The sequence below is a fragment of the Methanosarcina mangrovi genome, from assembly GCF_052057765.1.
Lineage (GTDB): Archaea > Halobacteriota > Methanosarcinia > Methanosarcinales > Methanosarcinaceae > Methanosarcina.
Genome location: NZ_CP195120.1, coordinates 4,128,865 through 4,148,469, shown reverse-complemented (window position 1 = coordinate 4,148,469; position 19,605 = coordinate 4,128,865). Strand labels below are relative to the sequence as shown.

The 19,605-nt window shown below is 38.7% G+C and carries 20 protein-coding genes; 18 read left to right on the top strand and 2 right to left on the bottom strand.

The genetic code is table 11. The features are described from left to right. The first annotated feature begins 40 nt into the window (after positions 1 to 40). From ACSAZL_RS18395 to ACSAZL_RS18340, 12 genes are all read left to right on the top strand, one after another. The gene (locus ACSAZL_RS18395) at positions 41 to 1,030 is read left to right on the top strand and encodes an alpha/beta hydrolase (RefSeq protein ID WP_440946027.1); all 990 of its coding nucleotides are present in this window, start codon (positions 41 to 43) and stop codon (positions 1,028 to 1,030) included. Between the two features lie 138 nt (positions 1,031 to 1,168). Continuing rightward, on the top strand, positions 1,169 to 2,365 hold the full coding sequence (locus ACSAZL_RS18390; RefSeq protein ID WP_440946026.1) for an aldo/keto reductase: 1,197 nt from the start codon (positions 1,169 to 1,171) through the stop codon (positions 2,363 to 2,365). Positions 2,366 to 2,632: 267 nt separating this feature from the next. Then, positions 2,633 to 2,836 (top strand): iron-containing alcohol dehydrogenase, encoded by a 204-nt coding sequence (locus ACSAZL_RS18385; protein WP_440946025.1) that lies wholly within the window; start codon positions 2,633 to 2,635, stop codon positions 2,834 to 2,836. A gap of 9 nt (positions 2,837 to 2,845) precedes the next feature. Continuing rightward, positions 2,846 to 3,556, top strand: a complete 711-nt coding sequence (locus tag ACSAZL_RS18380; protein ID WP_440946024.1) for an iron-containing alcohol dehydrogenase — start codon at positions 2,846 to 2,848, stop codon at positions 3,554 to 3,556. A gap of 20 nt (positions 3,557 to 3,576) precedes the next feature. Next, the gene (locus ACSAZL_RS18375; protein ID WP_440946023.1) at positions 3,577 to 3,801 is read left to right on the top strand and encodes a hypothetical protein; all 225 of its coding nucleotides are present in this window, start codon (positions 3,577 to 3,579) and stop codon (positions 3,799 to 3,801) included. A gap of 66 nt (positions 3,802 to 3,867) precedes the next feature. Next, the gene (locus tag ACSAZL_RS18370) at positions 3,868 to 4,404 is read left to right on the top strand and encodes a cyclophilin-like fold protein (protein ID WP_440946022.1); all 537 of its coding nucleotides are present in this window, start codon (positions 3,868 to 3,870) and stop codon (positions 4,402 to 4,404) included. Positions 4,405 to 4,445: 41 nt separating this feature from the next. Beyond that, complete coding sequence (locus ACSAZL_RS18365) at positions 4,446 to 5,546, top strand: aldo/keto reductase (RefSeq protein ID WP_440946021.1); 1,101 nt, start codon at positions 4,446 to 4,448, stop codon at positions 5,544 to 5,546. A gap of 315 nt (positions 5,547 to 5,861) precedes the next feature. Next, complete coding sequence (locus ACSAZL_RS18360; protein WP_440946020.1) at positions 5,862 to 6,197, top strand: hypothetical protein; 336 nt, start codon at positions 5,862 to 5,864, stop codon at positions 6,195 to 6,197. A gap of 338 nt (positions 6,198 to 6,535) precedes the next feature. Then, positions 6,536 to 7,438, top strand: a complete 903-nt coding sequence (locus ACSAZL_RS18355; protein ID WP_440946019.1) for a hypothetical protein — start codon at positions 6,536 to 6,538, stop codon at positions 7,436 to 7,438. 387 nt (positions 7,439 to 7,825) lie between these two features. Beyond that, positions 7,826 to 9,748 (top strand): S8 family serine peptidase, encoded by a 1,923-nt coding sequence (locus ACSAZL_RS18350; protein ID WP_440946018.1) that lies wholly within the window; start codon positions 7,826 to 7,828, stop codon positions 9,746 to 9,748. Positions 9,749 to 10,278: 530 nt separating this feature from the next. Next, positions 10,279 to 10,620 carry a hypothetical protein gene (locus ACSAZL_RS18345; RefSeq protein WP_440946017.1) on the top strand — a complete coding sequence of 114 codons (342 nt, stop codon included), beginning with the start codon at positions 10,279 to 10,281 and terminating at the stop codon, positions 10,618 to 10,620. A 60-nt stretch (positions 10,621 to 10,680) separates the two neighbouring features. After that, on the top strand, positions 10,681 to 10,770 hold the full coding sequence (locus ACSAZL_RS18340; protein ID WP_440946016.1) for a hypothetical protein: 90 nt from the start codon (positions 10,681 to 10,683) through the stop codon (positions 10,768 to 10,770). Between the two features lie 35 nt (positions 10,771 to 10,805). Here the strand turns inward: ACSAZL_RS18340 and ACSAZL_RS18335 are convergent, their stop codons facing one another. Beyond that, entirely contained in the window at positions 10,806 to 13,088 is a 2,283-nt protein-coding gene (locus ACSAZL_RS18335) for a carboxypeptidase regulatory-like domain-containing protein (RefSeq protein WP_440946015.1), read from the bottom strand. 502 nt (positions 13,089 to 13,590) lie between these two features. Between ACSAZL_RS18335 and ACSAZL_RS18330 the strand changes: the two genes are divergently transcribed. From ACSAZL_RS18330 to ACSAZL_RS18320, 3 genes are all read left to right on the top strand, one after another. Then, on the top strand, positions 13,591 to 13,764 hold the full coding sequence (locus tag ACSAZL_RS18330) for a hypothetical protein (protein ID WP_440946014.1): 174 nt from the start codon (positions 13,591 to 13,593) through the stop codon (positions 13,762 to 13,764). Positions 13,765 to 14,040: 276 nt separating this feature from the next. After that, a complete protein-coding gene (locus ACSAZL_RS18325; protein WP_440948897.1) occupies positions 14,041 to 14,256 on the top strand; it encodes an integrase in 216 nt (71 codons plus the stop codon). 325 nt (positions 14,257 to 14,581) lie between these two features. Further along, complete coding sequence (locus tag ACSAZL_RS18320; protein WP_440946013.1) at positions 14,582 to 15,457, top strand: hypothetical protein; 876 nt, start codon at positions 14,582 to 14,584, stop codon at positions 15,455 to 15,457. Positions 15,458 to 16,135: 678 nt separating this feature from the next. On the opposite strand, the gene ACSAZL_RS18315 is transcribed toward ACSAZL_RS18320, so the two are convergent. Further along, positions 16,136 to 16,342, bottom strand: coding sequence for a hypothetical protein (locus ACSAZL_RS18315; RefSeq protein ID WP_440946012.1), 207 nt, complete (start codon positions 16,340 to 16,342; stop codon positions 16,136 to 16,138). A gap of 665 nt (positions 16,343 to 17,007) precedes the next feature. Between ACSAZL_RS18315 and ACSAZL_RS18310 the strand changes: the two genes are divergently transcribed. The 3 genes from ACSAZL_RS18310 to ACSAZL_RS18300 all read left to right on the top strand — a co-directional run bounded on the left by ACSAZL_RS18310 (position 17,008) and on the right by ACSAZL_RS18300 (position 19,135). Further along, positions 17,008 to 17,484, top strand: a complete 477-nt coding sequence (locus ACSAZL_RS18310; protein WP_440946011.1) for a GyrI-like domain-containing protein — start codon at positions 17,008 to 17,010, stop codon at positions 17,482 to 17,484. 258 nt (positions 17,485 to 17,742) lie between these two features. Beyond that, on the top strand, positions 17,743 to 17,898 hold the full coding sequence (locus ACSAZL_RS18305) for a hypothetical protein (RefSeq protein WP_440946010.1): 156 nt from the start codon (positions 17,743 to 17,745) through the stop codon (positions 17,896 to 17,898). Positions 17,899 to 18,616: 718 nt separating this feature from the next. Further along, a complete protein-coding gene (locus ACSAZL_RS18300; RefSeq protein ID WP_440946009.1) occupies positions 18,617 to 19,135 on the top strand; it encodes a pentapeptide repeat-containing protein in 519 nt (172 codons plus the stop codon). Positions 19,136 to 19,605 lie beyond the last annotated feature (470 nt).

Genomic DNA, 19,605 nt, shown 5'->3' with positions numbered 1-19,605 from the left:
ATGCTATTTGATACAATTCTAATATCCAGGAGAACTAAAAATGTCGGAAAATATGGAATCTAAAAATGAATCAAGTATGAAAACTTTTGAACTCAGTGAAAAGGTAACTGTAGAAAAAGTATCCTATAAGAACAGGTACGGAATTACCATTGCAGCAGACATGTACCTGTCAAAGGACATAGATAAGTCTAAAAAATACCCAGCAATTGTCATAGGAACACCTTATGGAGGTGTAAAAGAGCAGGGTGCTGGAATTTACGCACAGAATATGGCAGAAAGAGGATTCGTTGCCATTGCGTTTGACGAATCCTTTAATGGCGAAAGCAGTGGTGAACCAAGACATACTTCATCCCCAGATATATTTGTTGAAGATTTTAGCGCAGGAGTAGACTTTTTGGGAACACGTCCTTTCGTGGACAGGAACAGGATCGGTGCTATCGGTATCTGTGGAAGTGGAGCTTTTTCAGTTACTGCAGCTCAAGTTGACCCGCGTATCAAAGCAGTTGCTACTGCAAGCATGTATGACATGAGCAGAATGATACGAAATGGATGGGAAGATTCAATGACTGACAAGCAGCGTGCTGAAACTCTAGTTCAGCTGGGCGAGCAGCGTTGGAAAGATTTTGAAAATGGTACTCCTGAAGTGCCTATGGGTTTCCCGGGTGAACCAGCTGATTCTATACCAGAAGGATTGGATCCAATTACAAGTGAATTTTTTGAATACTACGGAATGGAGCGTGGACATCATCCTAATGCAGGAGCCGCATTCACTATTACAAGTAGCATGTCATTCATGAACTTCCCTTTGATGAACTATATTGAAACCATTTCACCACGACCAATTTTGTTCATCATCGGTGAAAATGCTCACTCCAGGTATTTCAGTGAAGATGCCTATGAAAGGGCTGCTGAACCCAAAGAACTCTACATTGTTCCGGGAGCAAGGCATATTGATCTGTACGACAGGACCGACATGATTCCGTTTGACAAATTGGAATCATTCTTTGCAAAATATCTAGGTAAAAAATGAGCAGAACAGTATTCTAATAACCGAAATTTGAACAATTATCTGGAGATGACAGGCTGGAGACTTATTTTTGGCCTTGCCTGATGGCGATTAGTCAATCATGATGCAGATAAACAATTAAACAATTCGGGGAACTTAAAAATGTTATACAGAAAAACACCAAAGAACGGGGACGAGCTTTCGATACTTGGATTCGGATGCATGCGCCTTGCCTCTAAGGAAGATGGTAGCATAGATGAAGAAAGAGCCACCAGGCAGGTACGCTACGCAATCGATCAGGGAGTGAACTATATTGATACGGCATGGCCATACCACATGGGAGCAAGTGAGCCTTTCCTGGGCCGTGCCCTTGCCGACGGATACCGCGAAAAAGTGAAACTCGCAACAAAACTTCCTTCGTGGCTTATAGAGAAACGTGAGGATATGGATAAGTTCCTGAATGCTCAGCTGGAAAAACTCAATACCGACCACATTGACTATTACCTCATACACGCTCTCGCTGGTGACCTGTGGGACAATATTGAAAAGCTTGGTGTAGCAGATTTTCTTGATAAAGCCAAAGCTGACGGTTGCATTATCAATGCTGGTTTTTCCTTCCATGGAGCGTCAGAAGATTTCAACCGTATAGTAGATGCTTATGACTGGGACTTCTGCCAGATCCAGTATAATATTCTGGATGAAAAGAACCAGGCAGGGAAAAAGGGTCTGGAATATGCAGCTTCAAAAGGGCTTGGCGTTGTAATTATGGAGCCTCTTCGCGGAGGGAATCTTACAAAGAACGTGCCTCAAGCCGTGAAAGATATCTGGGACGAATCCCCGAGAAAGAGGTCTCCTGCGGAATGGGCACTCCGCTGGGTATGGAACCACCCCGAAGTCACGGTTATCCTTTCCGGCATGAATGAGGAAACTCACATTGGGGAAAACTTGAGAATAGCAAGCGAAGCATACCCAAATTCTCTGACCGAAGCTGAACTGCAGTTAATAAAGAAAGTAGAACAAAAGTACCGTGAACTGATGAAAGTGGGCTGTACCGGCTGCCAGTACTGTATGCCTTGTCCGGGTGGGGTGAATATCCCATTATGTTTCGAAACGTACAACCACCTGTACATGTCCGGCAATGCAGATGAGGCAAAGTTTCTCTATACTGCAAGGTTGGGTGGTATTCTAGGTGGAGAGCCCGGATTTGCATCCCGGTGCGTACAATGTGGAAAGTGCCTTGAAAAATGTCCCCAGCGCCTGGAAATACCAACGATTCTCGAATCCGTTGCAGAAGAACTTGAAGGATCGGATCTGGAGGAGAGAGTTGCCGTAGCAAAACAGCTATTCAAGCGGACTTAAAAGCGAGAATGATTCAAAGTGCCGAAAAGACAAAGTGAAGATATTGTTTAAGCTAACTTCATTGGAATATTAAACAATGAGCTAGTCTCAAAACTCAAAATTGTTTCTTTGAACTTAGAAAATGGGGAAATAAATCGTGTTTTTGATCAAGAAAAAACAGCCCTTAAACTCCTATTGACTTAAGAAAAAAATGGGTTTTCGGATGAACTTATGGATCGAATTCATCAAATGCAGGAGAGGCACGGGATTTACGATTGAGGATTTGATATGAGTTATAGCATGTATGTGCCTACCCGAACTTTATTTGGAGCAGGTCAACTAAACAATCTGCACACCCGGAAAATGCCTGGCAAGAAAGCTATGATCGTGATCTCTAACGGAAAATCCGCAAGAGAAAACGGTTATCTTGCAAGAACCGAAGAGCAGCTGAAATTAGCAGGAATAGAAACCGTAGTGTTTGACAAAGTTTAACCCAATCCATTGAAATCAACGGTGATAGCAGGCGCTGATTTCGCAAAAGAACAGGGCTGCGATTTTATTGCCGCCCTGGGTGGCGGAAGCTGTATGGATGCGGCAAAGGCAATCGCTATTATGGCCACAAGTGATGGGGACTATTGGGATTATGTGTTTGGTGGAACGGGAAGAGGAAAGCCAGTGGAACATAAACCACTCCCCGTTATAACCGTTACGACAACAGCAGGAACAGGCTCCGAAACTGATCCATGGGCAGTCGTAACACATGAAGAAAATCACGAAAAGATTGGATATGGTAGTGACTACCTGTTTCCTGTTCTGGCAGTGGTCGATCCCGAACTTATGATATTCGTACCGCCTGAATTTACTGCCAATCAGGGGTTTGATGCATTATTCCACAGCATTGAAGGATATGTTTCCAACGGTGTCGATCTTATGAGTGACATGTATGCGATCACAGCGATAGAAAATGTCGCAAAGAATCTTGCAAAGGCGGTCAGGAATGGAAACGATCCGGATGCACGTGAAAAGGTTGCTTTCGGGAATACTCTTTCCGGTACAGTGATGTGTGTAGGGTCCTGTACAGGTCAGCATTCACCGGAACATGAGATGTCGGCATATCATCAGGATCTTCCGCACGGTGCAGGTCTGATCATGATCAGTAAACATATTTTACACATCTTATTGACAAGCACGTATGCGACGACAGGTTTGTAAGAATAGCAAAGGCAATGGGAATGGAGGATGCGAAAGACCCGATGGATTTCATCACAATGCCGGTGAAATTGCAGGAAGATTGCGGAGTTGCAGACCTCAGGATGTCCGATTACGGTATCAAACCGGACGAGTTTGAAACAATGGCTAAGAATGCAAAGGATACCATGGGCTTTTTGTTCACCTGTGACAGGACTGAGCTTAGTATTGATGACTGTGTTGCCATCTATGAAGCTTCCTACAAGTAAAATGATGAAGGAAGGTTGATAGAGGTGACGTTTCACTGACATGTAGTTGTTCAGGAGAAAAATATAATGAAAAAAATGCTAGTCCTGAGCTTCGCATTGCTGATGTTCCTCTCTCTTGCTGTTTATGACAGTCATAGGAATAACACGAATGAAACTTCGCCACTATCTACTACACCCATCGAGAGTGAACTTACCGAATCCTGGAATGAGAGTTCAAATGGAGGGGATACTGTGAGTAATAATTCAGATGTTAGAATAAAATTGTTGTTTGATAACGGGGAAGTGATTGTGAAAATGTATGATAATCCAACAAGCAGGGATTTTTTAACATTACTTCCTCTGACAGTTACATTTGAAGATTATGCAGGAACAGAAAAGATCAGCCTTCTGGAAAGAAGATTATCTACAGAAGATGCGCCAGCAGGCAGTGATCCTTCCGTTGGAGACTTCACCTATTATTCTCCTTGGGGAAATCTGGCTATATTTTACAGGGATTTTGGCTATTCAAATGGACTCATAATATTAGGCAATATTGAATCCGGTGCCGAAAAACTTGCAAATATCGGTAGTGATTTCACAGTTAAAATTGAAAAAATTGAATGAATAAGGAAACTAAAGTAGCCCTGAAAAGTGAGAGGAAATATATGGAATACAGAAGTTTACCGCGTTATGGTGACAGGATCAGCACTATTGGCGTCGGAGCCGGAAGCCTGAAAGAAGCCACATCGCAGGAGATCAAAGACATCGTCAGTTATGGCATGGAACAGGGCATAAATCTGATCGATACGGTCATGTCTGATACCAGTGCAGCGGAACCCATTGCACAGGCGTTAAAAGGACAGCGGGATGAGATGATCATGCAGATGCATCTGGGTGCTGTCTACCCCAAGGGAATATATTCGAAGACAAGGGTTCTTTCAAAACTTCAGAGAGGGTTTGAGCAGGAGCTGAAAAAATACGGCACGGATTATGCTGACATCGGCATTATCCATTGTGTTGATGAGGTTCGTGATTTTGAGAAGATTATGTCCGACTGCATTTTTGACTACGCCAGGAAGCTAAAGCAGGACGGAGTCATTCGCTATCTCGGCTTTTCATCCCATTCTGCGGATATTTGCAGACGCTTTATCGAGACCGGAGAAATAGACATTTTTATGTTCAGCCTCAACGCCGCCTATGATTTTAAACCGTCGCGGGGCAAGCTGGCTTTATCACACGAGCGCGTGGAACTCTATCGAGAATGTGAAAAACGCGGCATTGGCGTCACGGTTATGAAGCCTTACGGCGGCGGACAGCTATTGAACGCAAAGACATCTCCTTTCCGCCGTAGCATGACAATCTCTCAGTGCATACAGTATGCGCTGGACCGTCCCGCGGTTCTGTCATGTCTGCCGGGCGTACGCTCCAGAGCAGATTTGGAAGATGTACTCAAATATTACTCCACTTCCGGAGAAGACCGGGACTATTCTTTTATCGGTAGCCTGCCGCACCGGGACATACAGGGAGCCTGCATTTACTGTAACCACTGTCAGCCATGTCCATCAGGAATCGACATCGGTTCCGTAAACAAATATCTGGATCTGGCAAAAGCGGGTGACGAACTCGCAAAAGACCATTACATGAAATTAAGCAAAAACGCACACGACTGCATAGAATGCGGTGTCTGCGAAGAGAACTGTCCGTTCCATGTTAATATCCGTGGCAGAATGCTGGAAGCAAAAAATTATTTTGATAAGTTAAGATGACCCCGAATATGTAGAGTAATTTCAATGAGTAAAAAAGTATTGACGCAGTCCGCCACGCCTAGCGAAAGCGCAAAATCAGAATTACAGAAGTGAAAATATGAAAAGGCTTAAAAAAATGATATTATATTTACTCGGTTTTTTGCTTCTATTTGGCGTTGTTGTTATATTGTTTATAATCAAGGATACGGTGGAGCTCCAGAAAGATGTCTCTATTTCGCACAATATGCTAAAGACTATTATGATGCTGGTCAGTTGTATAATTCTTTTTACAATCTTGGGCTTGCCAGTCACTATCTTTCAGATGTAGGGAATCCTATGCATTCGGCTGGAGAAGTATCTCAAGGCCTTGATTACTTATTGGGGAATAATTATCATGCAGCATACGAAAATTATGTAGGGAGCAATTGGAATTCTGGCTGTATATATTCTCAGTATGCGAATAACAATGCCGGTATTATATCGATAACTGATCCCTCTAAAGCAGTAAAAGACCTAGCAGCCTATAGTAATCCTTACTTTAGTACTTTGTGGGGAGAGATTACCGCTAATCCAAGCAATTTTGATACAACTACTACAAGGTACATAACGGCTAATGTTGTGCTTAAGACAGCAAAATATAATGCAGGTCTGGCAGAGTATATAAGCACGTAATTAAAAGCAAATATTGGAAACTGAAACAAGGATTTTAGCCAATTTATAAGCTGAAAATTAGTTTCCATTTTTTTTATTTTTAAAAACCTTTGACATTATGAAGTTATATAAATGAATCAAATGTCAATAAGCGGGTAGTTCGTTCAATGATATTAGCAACAAAAAAATCTATGTACATACTACATGAAGCAGTATATATAGTCCAGTTCTTTTTGGAATCAATATCTAACTAAATATCAATCACAAAAGATGTTCTCTTGGCGACGGAAAGTACAATATGCGATTTGTAAAGATTAATCCGTAAATATTTCTATTTAAGATAACAGGGCCGGGGTAAAGTGAGAAAAAGAAATCTGCTACTCATTTCAATACTTTTTGTTCTTCTAATTGTGGGCATATTTGCCCATGCTATTATCATGGACCTAAAAGATTGGAGGGAAGATGCTACCAGATACCACTGTAGTTATGATGTTGAAGTGACAGGTCTTTCAGGGAGGGAAGTGAATGGAACTACCGTGATAATGGTTCCTATCCCTGCATCCAAGGAAGGTAAATTTTTTACTCCTTATGTTCAGAAGGATACTCGTACACAGAAGTTATTGCACATATTTTTTAATCGGTCTGAACCAGATCGCAGTGGACCTTATTACCATTATCAAAATATGTCTGAAATTTTTGATAACAAAAAGATAATTGGAAATTGGATGACTTTCATTGCAGAAACCGACAAGGGGTATATGCTCGGATTCAGAACAAACGAAACCAGCCTCGAAGATATTCATTTTAGTGGTAGCTTTGTTGCAGATTATTTTGATATTTTTGATCCCATAAATAATGGAAGTCCTATATTATTCCCAATTGAAAACATTTCAAATAATTCTACTATCTCTTATGGAGACTACACAAAGTATGTCTCATATCCGACTTATGATACCTACGCCTACATAAGTGATAATCTAAAAGGAGGAGATACTGTTTCTTTCGATATTCAGTTGGATGCAAGTAACGACGCAACGGAGTGGCCTAAAAAATACGTAGGTATGTACCATAATTTGCTATTAGCAAAAGTCAATGACACAGGTTATGTGAAAGTCAGGGCCATTCTGGGACAGGAGCTACCTATAGGAAGTTACTCTAATTATTCTACTTCTTCATGGAGTAGTCAATATGTTCTAAATTTTCATGGAAATGAAACGTCTCAAGCTGTAAACGAAACTTCCAGCTACATTGAAATTGCATGAAGTCCTTAAATTGGCCAGATTTTTGTAAATTCTTTTACCTATCTATTCTGTAGTTTCCTTTGATAGCGATGATCAACCTAAAGGTGACAAAGGCATTACAGAATACAATATTTTGAAACTCATATGAGTATTTTTAGACATGCTGTATTTTGAAATAAAATAAGTAACTGCGAATCTGACATTTCGCAGAGATGCATCCTTAATTTGATATTTTTCTAAAAGCCAATTATTTGTGCCCAATCGTAACACAAAAAACAATATTAGTATTATGAATTGTCATAAATTTACACCTTCTGCATATGTCCGTTACGGCGGAAGAAAATATCATCCTTTTAAGATGTCTGCTGAAAGTTAGGTGAAAACTACCTAAAATGGAGTGTTAAGAACATGCGAAAAAAGATAGAAATATCTTCAAAAAATATAGAAATGAAATTACTAAACGTAAGCTGTACATTAATGCTATTACTATCTTTGTTCTCATTTACTGCATTAGCTGAGAACATAAGTGTATCTGACAACACCTGTATAGATGATAAGATATCAGCAACTTTATCTTCAAAAATTACAGAAGGTTCAGAAACCGAGCAAGTTCCAGTAATTATTCTTTTAATGAATCAGAGTATCCCATTTAATACTGCAAAAGGGAGATCTCAAATTGAGAGTGAACAGAAATATCTAATTAAACTCCTTAAGAATGCCGAATCTAACAATAAAGCGCAAAAAATCAAGTCCATCAAAATTGTTAATGCTGTTGCAGCTAATGTAACGCCGGAAGTTATAGCTTCCCTTGCTGAGAGACCCGAAGTTTCTATAATTGAGCTTGATGAAGTTGTTTCCATAACAGAGGGTCAGGTACTTCCCGTAGAAAATATAAATACATCAGGTATTGTGGGAGGTAATGCATGGGGAGTTGATAAAATTGGAGTGCCGGCAGTATGGCAGCAGGGTATAACTGGAAAAGGAGTTGTCGTTGCTGTTGTGGATTCCGGTATTGATGCGCAACACCCAGATCTTGATGATCTTGATGACGATCCGAATACAAATGATCCAAAGGTCGTGGGCTGGATTGATTACATAAATGGAAATAACTCTCCTTATGATGATTATGGGCACGGCACTCATGTCGCAGGAACTATCTCAGGGACCGGTGCTAATGGTTTACATACTGGAGTTGCGCCTGGTACAGAGCTAATTGTAGCAAAAGTGCTTGACGACTCTGGTTCTGGTCATGCATCTAATGTTATTCTTGCTTTTGAGTGGGCAGTGAATAATAATGCTCGTGTTATAAGTTACAGTTGTGGGGGTTTACGTCATTATTCGCCATACACGATTGCCATAGATAATGTTGTGGCAGCAGGCGTAATTCCCGTTGTAGCTGCTGGCAATTCCGGGATGGACTCTTGTACAATAGAGTGTCCTGGCGATGAACTAAATTCTACAACTGTCGGCGCAACTGATTCATCTGACATTATCGCGAATTTTAGTATCCGCGGTCCTGTCAGTCTTGATGGGCAAAATTACACTAAACCTGATATTTCTGCCCCCGGAGTAGATGTCGAGTCAACGTACCCTGGTGGTTCATATGAGGTTGCGAGCGGGACTTCCATGGCTACACCACATGTTTCCGGTACTGCAGCCTTAATGCTGGAACAAAATCCTGCTCTTGAACCTTTAGAGATAAAACAGATCTTAGAAAGCACGGCAGTGGATCTTGGGTCTACAGGAAAGGATAATGACTATGGTTCAGGCAGGGTAAATGCATATGAGGCAGTATTCTACATTAAAGAGAAAACTGTACTTCCTGTTGCAAACTTCAGTACCAATGTAACCAGCGGTTATGCTCCCCTTTATGTTCAATTCACAAGCACATCGGAAAATGCTACAGAATCGAATTGGGACTTTGAAAACGATGGAAATATCGACTCGGTAGAGATAACTCCTGTTTATGTATATGCAAATCCAGGAATCTATACCGTTAACTTAATAGCAATCAATTCAAATGGTACAGATTCAAAACTTGCCACAATAACTGTTTTTGAACAAACATTACCTCCTGTTGCGAACTTCGGCAGCAACATTACTCAGGGTTATGCTCCACTTACAGTGCAGTTTACCGACCTCTCGGAAAATGCAATCGAATGGAACTGGGATTTTGGGGATCATAAGCACTCAACGGACAAAGATCCTGTACATATATACAGTAAGGCTGGAAGGTATACTGTCAGCTTAACCGTGAAGAATGCAAATGGAATGGACATGGAAAAGAAGACCAAATATATTTCAGTATCCAAAAGCTCAAAAAGTAAATAACAACTCAATTGAAAATAGAGATACTCAAGGTTAAAAATAAGTCATTTTGATGAATCTGGCTAAATGTGGTGAATATATCTGCTTGCCAGATTTGAAAACTATTTCTTTGACAATGATTCGCCTGTATAGCTTTGCTGGACAGTTCTTCTGATCCCCTATATATTTTCATAATATGTAACTTTGTACGATAATTTTGCACAGTCTTTCATTTGATCCTTTGACATCCTCTTATTATTGTTCATGAATACTCTGTGTGCTAACGGATTTTCAAAATTGTACAACCAGAAAATTATCTGATCTCGAAGCGAGAATTGAAGCATTGGAAAAGAAGCTCTCTACGCTCTTAGTATCAGAAAAGAAAGAAAAAACAGAGAGTGGGCCTGCTGAGATTCGAACTCAGGACCTCCGCCATGTGAATGTGTCTTATGATTTTTTATGATTTTGAAAATGAGTTCGTCAACTTATATGTAATTAGTGCCATTTTTCATATGAGCAGTTATACTGCTTAAATTAGGTGGGGAATTGATAAGATGGATGATAAAAAACCTATCATCAGACTGTATTTCGCCAAAATCAAGGAAGCATTTTATAACCTGTCTGACGAGGAAAAGCAAGCTTTCATGCGTAAGGATCGCAAGCAGATGGACGAACTCGGCATGAAACTCCTGATGACGATTGACTGCCGCTGGTCCAATGAAGAGTGGGATTTTATTGGGGTCGAGGAATGGCCAAGCATAGAAGCTCTTGAGAAGCGTGCCAGATTCGAAAAAGAAGAACTGGAAGCCTTCAGGTATGCTGAATCGAAAACTTATCTGGGTACCGGTACTTTTGGAATTGGCGAATATGGAAATGAATTAAACCTGAGGCAATAGAGGCCTGGGCCAGTTCCGAAGCGTCTAATATTCCTCAAAGAGCTTGTTGAACTTATTGAGGTGGGTAAGAAAAAATCGGTCATTGATCGCTATCCGTTGGAACCGATTTCCGGGGCTCACAGGTATGTCGAAAAAGGACGCAGAAAGTGAAATGTAGTCCTAACTTCGGAAATAAGGCACAGAGATTAATGCGCTTTGCGAGTTTTTGACAATACAAGTCCTGCAATAATTAAGATCAAAACACAGAAATAACTCATATAAGTAGACCCTACATCCGGCACATTACTGCCCGGAACCGTTACATTAACAGTTTCATACACAGCACCATAAGTTTGAGACTGCGCACTAATTTTGACAGTGTACGTTTTTCCGGAACAGTCAGTTACTATAAAAGAGTCGGTTATCACTCCTACAGGGTTACTTACGTTGTCATTGGTGCCTGAGATTCCAAGAGGTACAAATGTTTTTCCCTCACTCATAGTACCCAGTACAAAAATTAGGTCGCTGGATTGTGATGACGAATCATAATAGCTTGCATTAATATAAGCGGCTGTATTGTTTATCTGTTTATATGTACAATTTGTACTGATCACAGTCTGCATTGGAGGTATTGCAGATGTGTCACCTGAAGGTATTGTAATAATATGTTGATCCAGATTCGGTGTCAGTGTGCTGGCGTACTTTTGACCGTCCAGAGTAATTGTTACAATTTTATATGTGACATCCCGAGTCAAATGGAAAGTTGCTCTACCATCATTATTTGTCCAGGCACAAAAATTCGGTTTTTCATTAGCCAGGTCGTTATTTGGTGCATAAATCCGAATTTCACATCCGGGAACACTCTCGTTTGAATCAGTACAAACATATAACTGTACATAGTGTGGTTCTGAATAATCAGGGGTTTTAACCATTTTCAAATTTATTTCTGTGTTTATACCTGTCATATTTACCGGTAATTCAGGACTGTTATGATAGCCTGTTGCTGAAGCAGTTAAACAATAAGTGCCTTCTCCATTGTTTACGGTGAAATGGTAAAGCCCGTCAACATCAGTAATTTGAGTACAATCCTCCTGATCATTTGATAATGTTATTACAGCACTCTGAACAGGTTGACCTGTAGCTGCATCTGTTAAGTATCCATATACCCCGGAATAAACTGTAGCCGATTTTTTTCCATTTACGGTGAAGAAACTTACGGGACTGTTATATACCCATGAATTATGAACGTCATCATGTGCACCGATTTTTACAGCATACGTCCCGGTGAAGCTTATCGGTACATTTGCAGATGTTTGTGAAGTGTTAAGACTGTATATTATGTGAGAAGAATCGAATTGTGATGCACTGTTATATACATTGATAGAATAACTTGTTGCATTTAAATATGACCAGCTTATACTTACGTATCCGTTGACAGTTGAAATCGTACTGTCATCAGCTGGAAAAGTAACGGAAGGTATTACAGAACCATTGTAATCAGGCAAATTTCTGGTGCCATTATCTGCAACATACCCGTAATCTTCCGTACCCCTGGAGCATGAATAGGAGCTGGTTACAATATTGCCAGTTGATACAATATCCAGCCCGCCAATTCCATTATACGACGGACTGTTATAGAATATATTGTTTGAAACGGTACCGCTGCCTGAACTGGCTCCATCCGCTAGGTCTTGATAAATTGTATTTAGTCGAAGTGTAGAAAATATGTTATTATGAATATTAAGGCCTGTTACATCTCCTCCCATTACTTCTACACCAGCATTCCCGGAACCGGTATCAGTGTAGAAAGTATTTTTGTAAATTTGAACGTTTTTCGTATTATGAATTTTAATGCAAGAATTTATAAAAGTGCCCCAGCAATTATTATACATCGAAATTCCATCCCCAGCTGACCATGCATCAAAACTGTCATGCCCGGGTTTGCATACTGTATTATAAACCTGAATATTGTTCGTATTCCTACTACAGTAAATAAAGTCCCCCATACTGTATTGCATTTTTAAGTCATGAACAGCTACATTTGAACAGCCACGTAAATAAACTCCTTTTTCATACTCCCTATACCTGTTGCTTGCGGCATGCATTATGCTTAAAGACTCCCAACCGCCATCAATTAAGAAATTCGAGATTTCAATGTCTGAAACACCTTCGCAATGAATAATATTTTGAGTTGCAAAATTAGAGCTCGGATTGTCACAATAGATAACGGTAGCCCCAATCCCATTTCCATTAAGGGTTACCCCTGATTTCATGATTATGGGGGAATTTATGTGAAACGTGGTCGATGCAAGCTGTACAGTATCACCCGAATTTGCTGATTCTATGGCAGCGTTAATAACTTTCTGGTCGTCTGAACCTGCAGGGCTAAAGGAAGTTCCCGGACCTACATTGATAACTGAACCTGAACAATTTGTTGAAAAAAAGCAGATAGATATAAGGAAAGAGATAAAAAGATTTTTAGATTTCATGCTTATTAATAACCTCTCTGATAGGCGAACTCAATTATATTTTTTATATCTACTTCCTTTTTTATTATAAAAACCAAAGATAAATTTAAAATTAGTTACAATCAAAGAAAATTTGTTACTTGATTTGAAGTGCCGTGTCAACAATAATTTGTTGCCCCTCCTTAACTTTCCCCAAATGTTAATGTACTGTCCTTCTATAAGTATTTGAGCTAGTCTCCTTTGAATAGCCTTAAATCTCGAATTTCAATTTTAGAAATGTGAATGGAATATGAGCCTTTGAATTCTGTTCAAGGTTGTACAACTCGAAGAAAAATCTGACCTCGAAGCAAGAGTTGAAGCATTTGAAAAAAAGCTCTATAAGCTCTTAGAATCCGAAAATAAGAAAAATAACAACAAGTGGGCCCGCTGAGATTCGAACCCATGACCTCCGCCGTGTGAAGGCTGGGAAGTAAGTGACTCAAGCACCGTGTTCGACGAGCCAAATACGATAAACCTTTCCTTCTTGCTTGAGGAATCAAACCAACAGAATGTTGATGAACAAAACGATAATGCTCTTAACGATATCTGGGCTGAGAATAAGGACAAATTCAAGGATTGGCTGCCCCATAAGAAAATCTCTGAACCTACTAAAAGAAATTATTTCAATGCTCTAATAAAATTCTTTGGAAAAAAATAGTATATACGCCTGTAGAATTCCAAAACATGCTTTTAAAGGATAAGAAAGAACGCGGTTTACGTAATTTATTCTCTTATTTCGAAGACGGAGAAATAGAGAACATCTGCGGTTATAGTTTCGAAAAATGGAGACATTATGTTAAAGAGCTTATCCCAAAACTCAAAATCGGCTCTCTGAATCATGAATCTGAAATAATCAATTGAGTCATAGATAATGAAAATAATTCTGAAATTTTGACAGATGTAGGAATAAAATAGGTTTTGGGATAAGCTCAAAATCAAAAAATCCGGTGTTGTTGAAATTTATGTTACTGATAGGGAAATAAAGGAGGTTTATGAAGCATGCCCGGGTGATTTAAAGCCAATATATCGTTTATTAGTATACTCTGGAAATCTTTTTACTCATATCCATGGAATGCTGCAGAAATTTGACGAACGCAATATAATCATAGATTGTGAGGTTGCCCATTATCCTACTTCTTTTTTTGTCTAAAGGCACAAAACAAACATTTCATCTGTTTTTCCCGACTTCATATGTTTCCGAACTTAAAAAATTGAATATCTGGATTCATATGATGAAACATTGAAAAAATATAAAATAGGCGTGTATCGGCAATCTTTGCACAGATATTGTCATCTCTTGTAATATAAACAGGTAATTAGCTACATATTTTTTAAAATCGATAACAAGAGAGACTGTTGAATCTACGAAAATTCATTGTAATAAGCGGGATTAACATTTCAAAAGAATTTTTATATCATAATTTATTATTTAATAATGTGATATGATGAAATACAAAACGCTGTTATACATTTTATTGATAGTAAGCATTTTTCTATCCGGTTGTGTGGACATTACGGATTCTTATAAACCAGGAAATTTTGGTGCAACAGAAGAAGAATCTGAAATGGTTAATGCAATAACTGAGAAGTATGGAGATATGACGCAGGACGGCGAACCAAGATTATTGGAAGTTATGATGACTTCTTCAATTAACAACTTTATTCCTGTTGATAAAGTACTAAAATATTCAAAAGATTCAGACAAATTATATGTATGGTTTGTTTATGATAATTTCAATAATGATGTCTTAACTATCGAATGGACTTATCTGAACGATGATTATCTAATACACACATTTGAGTCCGAGACGGGAGAAGATTTCGGAAGGGGAGCATTCATTCTCGAAAAGCCAGATAGCGGATGGCCCATCGGTGAATACGAAGTGAAAATAACGGGTGCAGGAGTTTCAGAATCTGTTGAATTCGAGATAATTGATGGCCCCACCGAATCAATACCATTAGAAATTCTGTCTAATGATGTAGCTCTTATTAATTCCGATTCTGGAAATGAAGAAGAACTCATAGCTCCTCAAAGTGGTTTTGAAGTAGAAGAAACGGATTACAGCTTTGTTGGCGAATGGACATCAAATTGGGGAGATATGAAATTTGAGAGAGCTGGAGATCAAATTATAGGCGAATACACCCATGACAAAGGAAAGCTGGTAGGCATCGTAAATGGCGATGTTTTTATTGGAACATGGTCCGAAAGTCCTTCATATACAGGTCCAAATGATGCAGGAGATGTGGAATTAAAGTTAAGTCCCGACGGCAATTCATTTACCGGTAACTGGAGATATGGTTCGGAAAGTGCAACATGGAGTGGAGGATGGACAGGTCAAAGAAAAGAATGATGTATTACTCCCTCTCCAAATTGTTGGAATTAACACCATAATTCGAACAGGTTCACCATGGTAGCAAGAATTTTTGGGTACATTGCAAGCAAGTGATTTGCCTTTAAATTCTTGTCAAATCCTTTTTTATTTGTGGACTTTATATAATCCCTGTTACGCCTTTCAGATTCTTGTTGACCTCTCAGCAATCCGCCTGATTGAATAGGGAAAGATGGATAACAGGGACTTGATGAAAACTGAATGTTACTTTCTCAGGTTCAAGCTTTCAGGAGCAAAGAAGGTTACAAAAATTATATTTCGGAGTATTCTTCAAGCAAATGCTTTGGATAAATACCCTGACAAGTAATCAATCAAGAAAGCCATAAAAGAATGTTAAAAATGGAGATCAGATTAAGGTGATGTGGAATCGATGAGCTGTACAATCCAATCTCCGGCATAGCTTCAAGGATATACTTTATCCCATGAGGGTCAGGCAGGCATTTCCTTGTTCAGGATGTAGCCATCCATGCTGCAACTGCCCCCAATGCTGTTAGTGCACCAATGAAACCCAGGTCCAGATGTCTTTTTACTGAGTTTTCTCCTCCTTAATATTTTTTAATTAAATCATTTTTATTGTTTCGTCCACGATCTTACTCTTAACCCACCTGATCGAGAGTTTTTTTGCGTAGAAGCGCATATTTACATTATTTTTTCAAAGATCGTTGAGAATAGGATAAACAGCAAGTAAGCTATTGGCAATAATACTAAGATCATGTACAGGAGATTTCCAAGAGAACCCAGACCTCTCATTATCCGGACTTCAATGCTGTTTCCCCCACGAATTACAGCACCATCATAGCCTATTACGCTGTCAAACAGCCTGAAATATGTCTCATCCTTTTTCATATATTTCACCTATAGTTTTTCTTCCCCACTGTAAAGTTCTTTTTTACTTGTATTTTAGATAATTAATACAAAAACTTTCTATAAATAGTTATCTTATTAAACTAATATTATTTTGATAGTATTTCAGAGATATCGATAGTATAATATTAGTTGAATGGGCATAATAAAACCTGGAAAATAGGAGTATAAAAGCTCTTTTGCAGAGTAGTTTTTCTATCTTTACTTCAATTTCTACCAGGAAGTTTTCCAAAATTATTTTCAAAGTTTAGCCAAATAATTACTCTCAGTATTTTCTTTCAACTTCATCCCTGGCGAGACTATCTCCATCAAGCTAAAGTCAAAGAGAAAGAGCACATTAGTCTTGTTTGTCCGAATTCTCCAGGATACCCGTATACAGATTTCTTTTCCTTAAAAGTTCAAAAGGGGAGAGACTGTTCTTGGCAGGCAGATGCAGGATACAAAAGCCTATAAAACCTCTAAATCAGAAAAGAAAGAAGATAATACTTGTGGGCCCGCTGAGATTCGAACTCAGGACCTCCGTCGTGTAAAGGCTGGGGAATGCAAGAGTATGAATTGACAGACCATCTAATTGAGTGGGGCTAAATAATCCTTACCTTTATATCACAGTCTTTCAATCTATTTTCAATAGATAAAGGAGGTTTTTGATGTCCGAGGTTACTATTGTCGAACTTAGCCCACAGCCTGTGCTTGGCATGCGCAAGAAGGGAGCTTACCGGGAAATTCCGGTGATGCTTAATAGAATTTGTGAGTTTGCTTTCAGCAAAAATATTCAGATTACCGGCTATCCTGTTTTCCTCTGGCATGAGACTACAGTTGAAGAAGCCCAAAAAGCCGACATAGATGAAAATGCCGATATCGAAGTCGCATTCCCTATCTCAGAATTTGTTGAAAATACCGGGGATGAGGAAATTCGGGTATATGAACTTCCGGGAGGGAAAATGGCAAAGATTGTTCATAAGGGTCCTTATGAAGAGAGTATTCTCACTTATGGAAAACTATTTTCCTGGATTACAGAGAATGAAAAAAGAATTGCTGGTCCTGTCCGTGAAGTATATCTGAATGACCCTCGGGAAGTTCAGCCTGAAGAGATATTGACTGAAATTTATGCTCCTCTAGAATGATAAGAGAAATAATCTTACTCCGGAAAACGTAAATATCCGCAAATATCAGTTAGTTATTAATTAATAACTTTTTATTGCATAATCATCCTTAAAAGCAAGATCCTAAAAGCTGTTGCAAACCTGCTGGAGACAAAGAAATGGCAGAAGCATTAAACTCCGATAGAGCAAAACCTCTCCAACTCTTAACACCATTCTTATGTCAAAGACACTCTGAAAAACAGCCCTGACAGTGTTGTAACAGTTGCCGAACTCAAAAAAATGCTGCCAAGACAGGTAAACCACAACGCACTGATGGTTATTCTGAACTATCTGGAGCAGAGCAATAAAATTGCTGTCGGGCTTAAGGGAATAACCCGGATTCACAGCAGGAATGAAAACCTGAGAAAGGCAGTGGTTCAGGGACTTGAACTATGAAATATGTTCGAGTAATCCTGACTCAGGAAGCCGCAGATGCATACAGTTCTCTCATGAACAAGCACATGAATCAAAGCAGGGAGAGATAATCCTTAATGCTTTTCTTCAGAAAGTGGAACTTCTAAAGGAAAATGTCCATTATGGTCAACCCATTGCTAAAAAACTGATCCCTGCGGAATATAAAACCAGGTATGGAATAACTAATCTGTTTAGAGTTTAACTTTCTACTTTTTGGTTAATTGATGGCGATTCGCAACTTAATAACCTGCTATTCTCTTGAATTTAAGTTTGAACATCAACTGCATGCTTATGTATGTTTTTCATTTACTTTATATTTGATATCTATTGAAGTGAACGTATTTCAGTAAACTCCACTGGAAATAAGGGGGGTTTGATTTACTCTATATTCTTCTATGTACTTTATTTCTATTGCCAGTCAAACTCCCAGTATTTCTATCTTTGTTTCTTCGCTCTAGTGCCTTTATAGATTTCTGACAATGGGGTTGTATTTGCTGTAATGTGGGTTGAAAATAATTTCTCAGTTTAAATGTAGCTATACCAAAAAGAGAAACATCAAGCTTGAATTTGATTTCCAACCATAAACGTTTCTAAATTTTAGATGTGCTACTTCGACATTTAATAGATGAATGTAAGTTACCTACTCGAAATGGAGAAAAGTCGAAAAAATCATATAAGTCAGAAACAATACTTCTAAATTGTGGAATACCAGAACGAAGAGTTTGAAGAAGAAACCTTTAAAGATATTGACCTTACAGACGTATCTTTCAAAAATTCAAGGTTTATTGATTGTGATTTTGAAAACTGCAACTTATCAAATGTCGATCTGGATAACACAAAATTTCAGAATATAAGATTCAAGGGCTGCAAAATTCTGGGATTGGATTTTTCAAAATGCAATACCTTTATACTCGCTTTTGGATTTGAAGATTCTTTTCTTTCCCTGTCAGTATTTTCCGATATGAATTTAGAAAATACGGATTTTACCAATTGCCAGATATATGACTGTGATTTTGTGAATACTAATCTTACAAATGCGAGTTTTGAAAATTCAGATCTTAAAAACAGTTTTTTCCAAAATTCGAACCTTAGCTTTACATCGTTCAAGAATGCAAAAAATTATGATATAAATCCAAATGAAAATTTTCTAAAAAAGACAGTATTTTCTCTCCCTGAAGTTATTTCCCTTTTAAACATTTATGACATTGTCCTGGAATAAGCCACTGTTTTGGCGTCTCCGAGTGAAGAATTTTTTCACATTTTATTCGTAGAATTCTACGTGAGTTTTCTTGAAGTGTAACGCCCCGATTATTATGTCCTATTTATAATGATCTTCTACGTTTTGCACATGTGGTGGAATATTAATATGAATTTTCTCCCACTTACTTTTTGATGAACTTCCATTTTTAGTACAACGATTAGATTTTGAGTTATGTCTGTATGCTCATATTTACACTTTCTGGCCAAACCATCTAACAATGAATGACTAATAAGTAGCATATAAGCTCCAAATTAGTTATAGAATCGAATTGTTAAACGATTTGGCCAGAAAACTTATAAGGAGTTAACAAAAAGGAGTTTATGGAGTTTGGAAGTATTTTCCGGTACACCTAAACTCCATAAAATCTGCCCTAAGAGGCAATGATTATGTTAGCTTTGTCTGTATTTAAGCTTGCCTGATCCTGCCTC

Excerpts from the sequence above, each read along its gene's own strand:
- ACSAZL_RS18395 (WP_440946027.1), top strand. The coding sequence starts at position 41 with ATGTCGGAAAATATGGAATCTAAAAATGAATCAAGTATGAAAACTTTT.
- ACSAZL_RS18390 (WP_440946026.1), top strand. The coding sequence starts at position 1,169 with ATGTTATACAGAAAAACACCAAAGAACGGGGACGAGCTTTCGATACTT.
- ACSAZL_RS18385 (WP_440946025.1), top strand. The coding sequence starts at position 2,633 with ATGAGTTATAGCATGTATGTGCCTACCCGAACTTTATTTGGAGCAGGT.
- ACSAZL_RS18375 (WP_440946023.1), top strand. The coding sequence starts at position 3,577 with ATGGAGGATGCGAAAGACCCGATGGATTTCATCACAATGCCGGTGAAA.
- ACSAZL_RS18370 (WP_440946022.1), top strand. The coding sequence starts at position 3,868 with ATGAAAAAAATGCTAGTCCTGAGCTTCGCATTGCTGATGTTCCTCTCT.
- ACSAZL_RS18365 (WP_440946021.1), top strand. The coding sequence starts at position 4,446 with ATGGAATACAGAAGTTTACCGCGTTATGGTGACAGGATCAGCACTATT.
- ACSAZL_RS18360 (WP_440946020.1), top strand. The coding sequence starts at position 5,862 with ATGCATTCGGCTGGAGAAGTATCTCAAGGCCTTGATTACTTATTGGGG.
- ACSAZL_RS18350 (WP_440946018.1), top strand. The coding sequence starts at position 7,826 with ATGCGAAAAAAGATAGAAATATCTTCAAAAAATATAGAAATGAAATTA.
- ACSAZL_RS18345 (WP_440946017.1), top strand. The coding sequence starts at position 10,279 with ATGGATGATAAAAAACCTATCATCAGACTGTATTTCGCCAAAATCAAG.
- ACSAZL_RS18335 (WP_440946015.1), bottom strand. The coding sequence starts at position 13,088 with ATGAAATCTAAAAATCTTTTTATCTCTTTCCTTATATCTATCTGCTTT.
- ACSAZL_RS18315 (WP_440946012.1), bottom strand. The coding sequence starts at position 16,342 with ATGAAAAAGGATGAGACATATTTCAGGCTGTTTGACAGCGTAATAGGC.
- ACSAZL_RS18310 (WP_440946011.1), top strand. The coding sequence starts at position 17,008 with ATGTCCGAGGTTACTATTGTCGAACTTAGCCCACAGCCTGTGCTTGGC.
- ACSAZL_RS18305 (WP_440946010.1), top strand. The coding sequence starts at position 17,743 with ATGCTGCCAAGACAGGTAAACCACAACGCACTGATGGTTATTCTGAAC.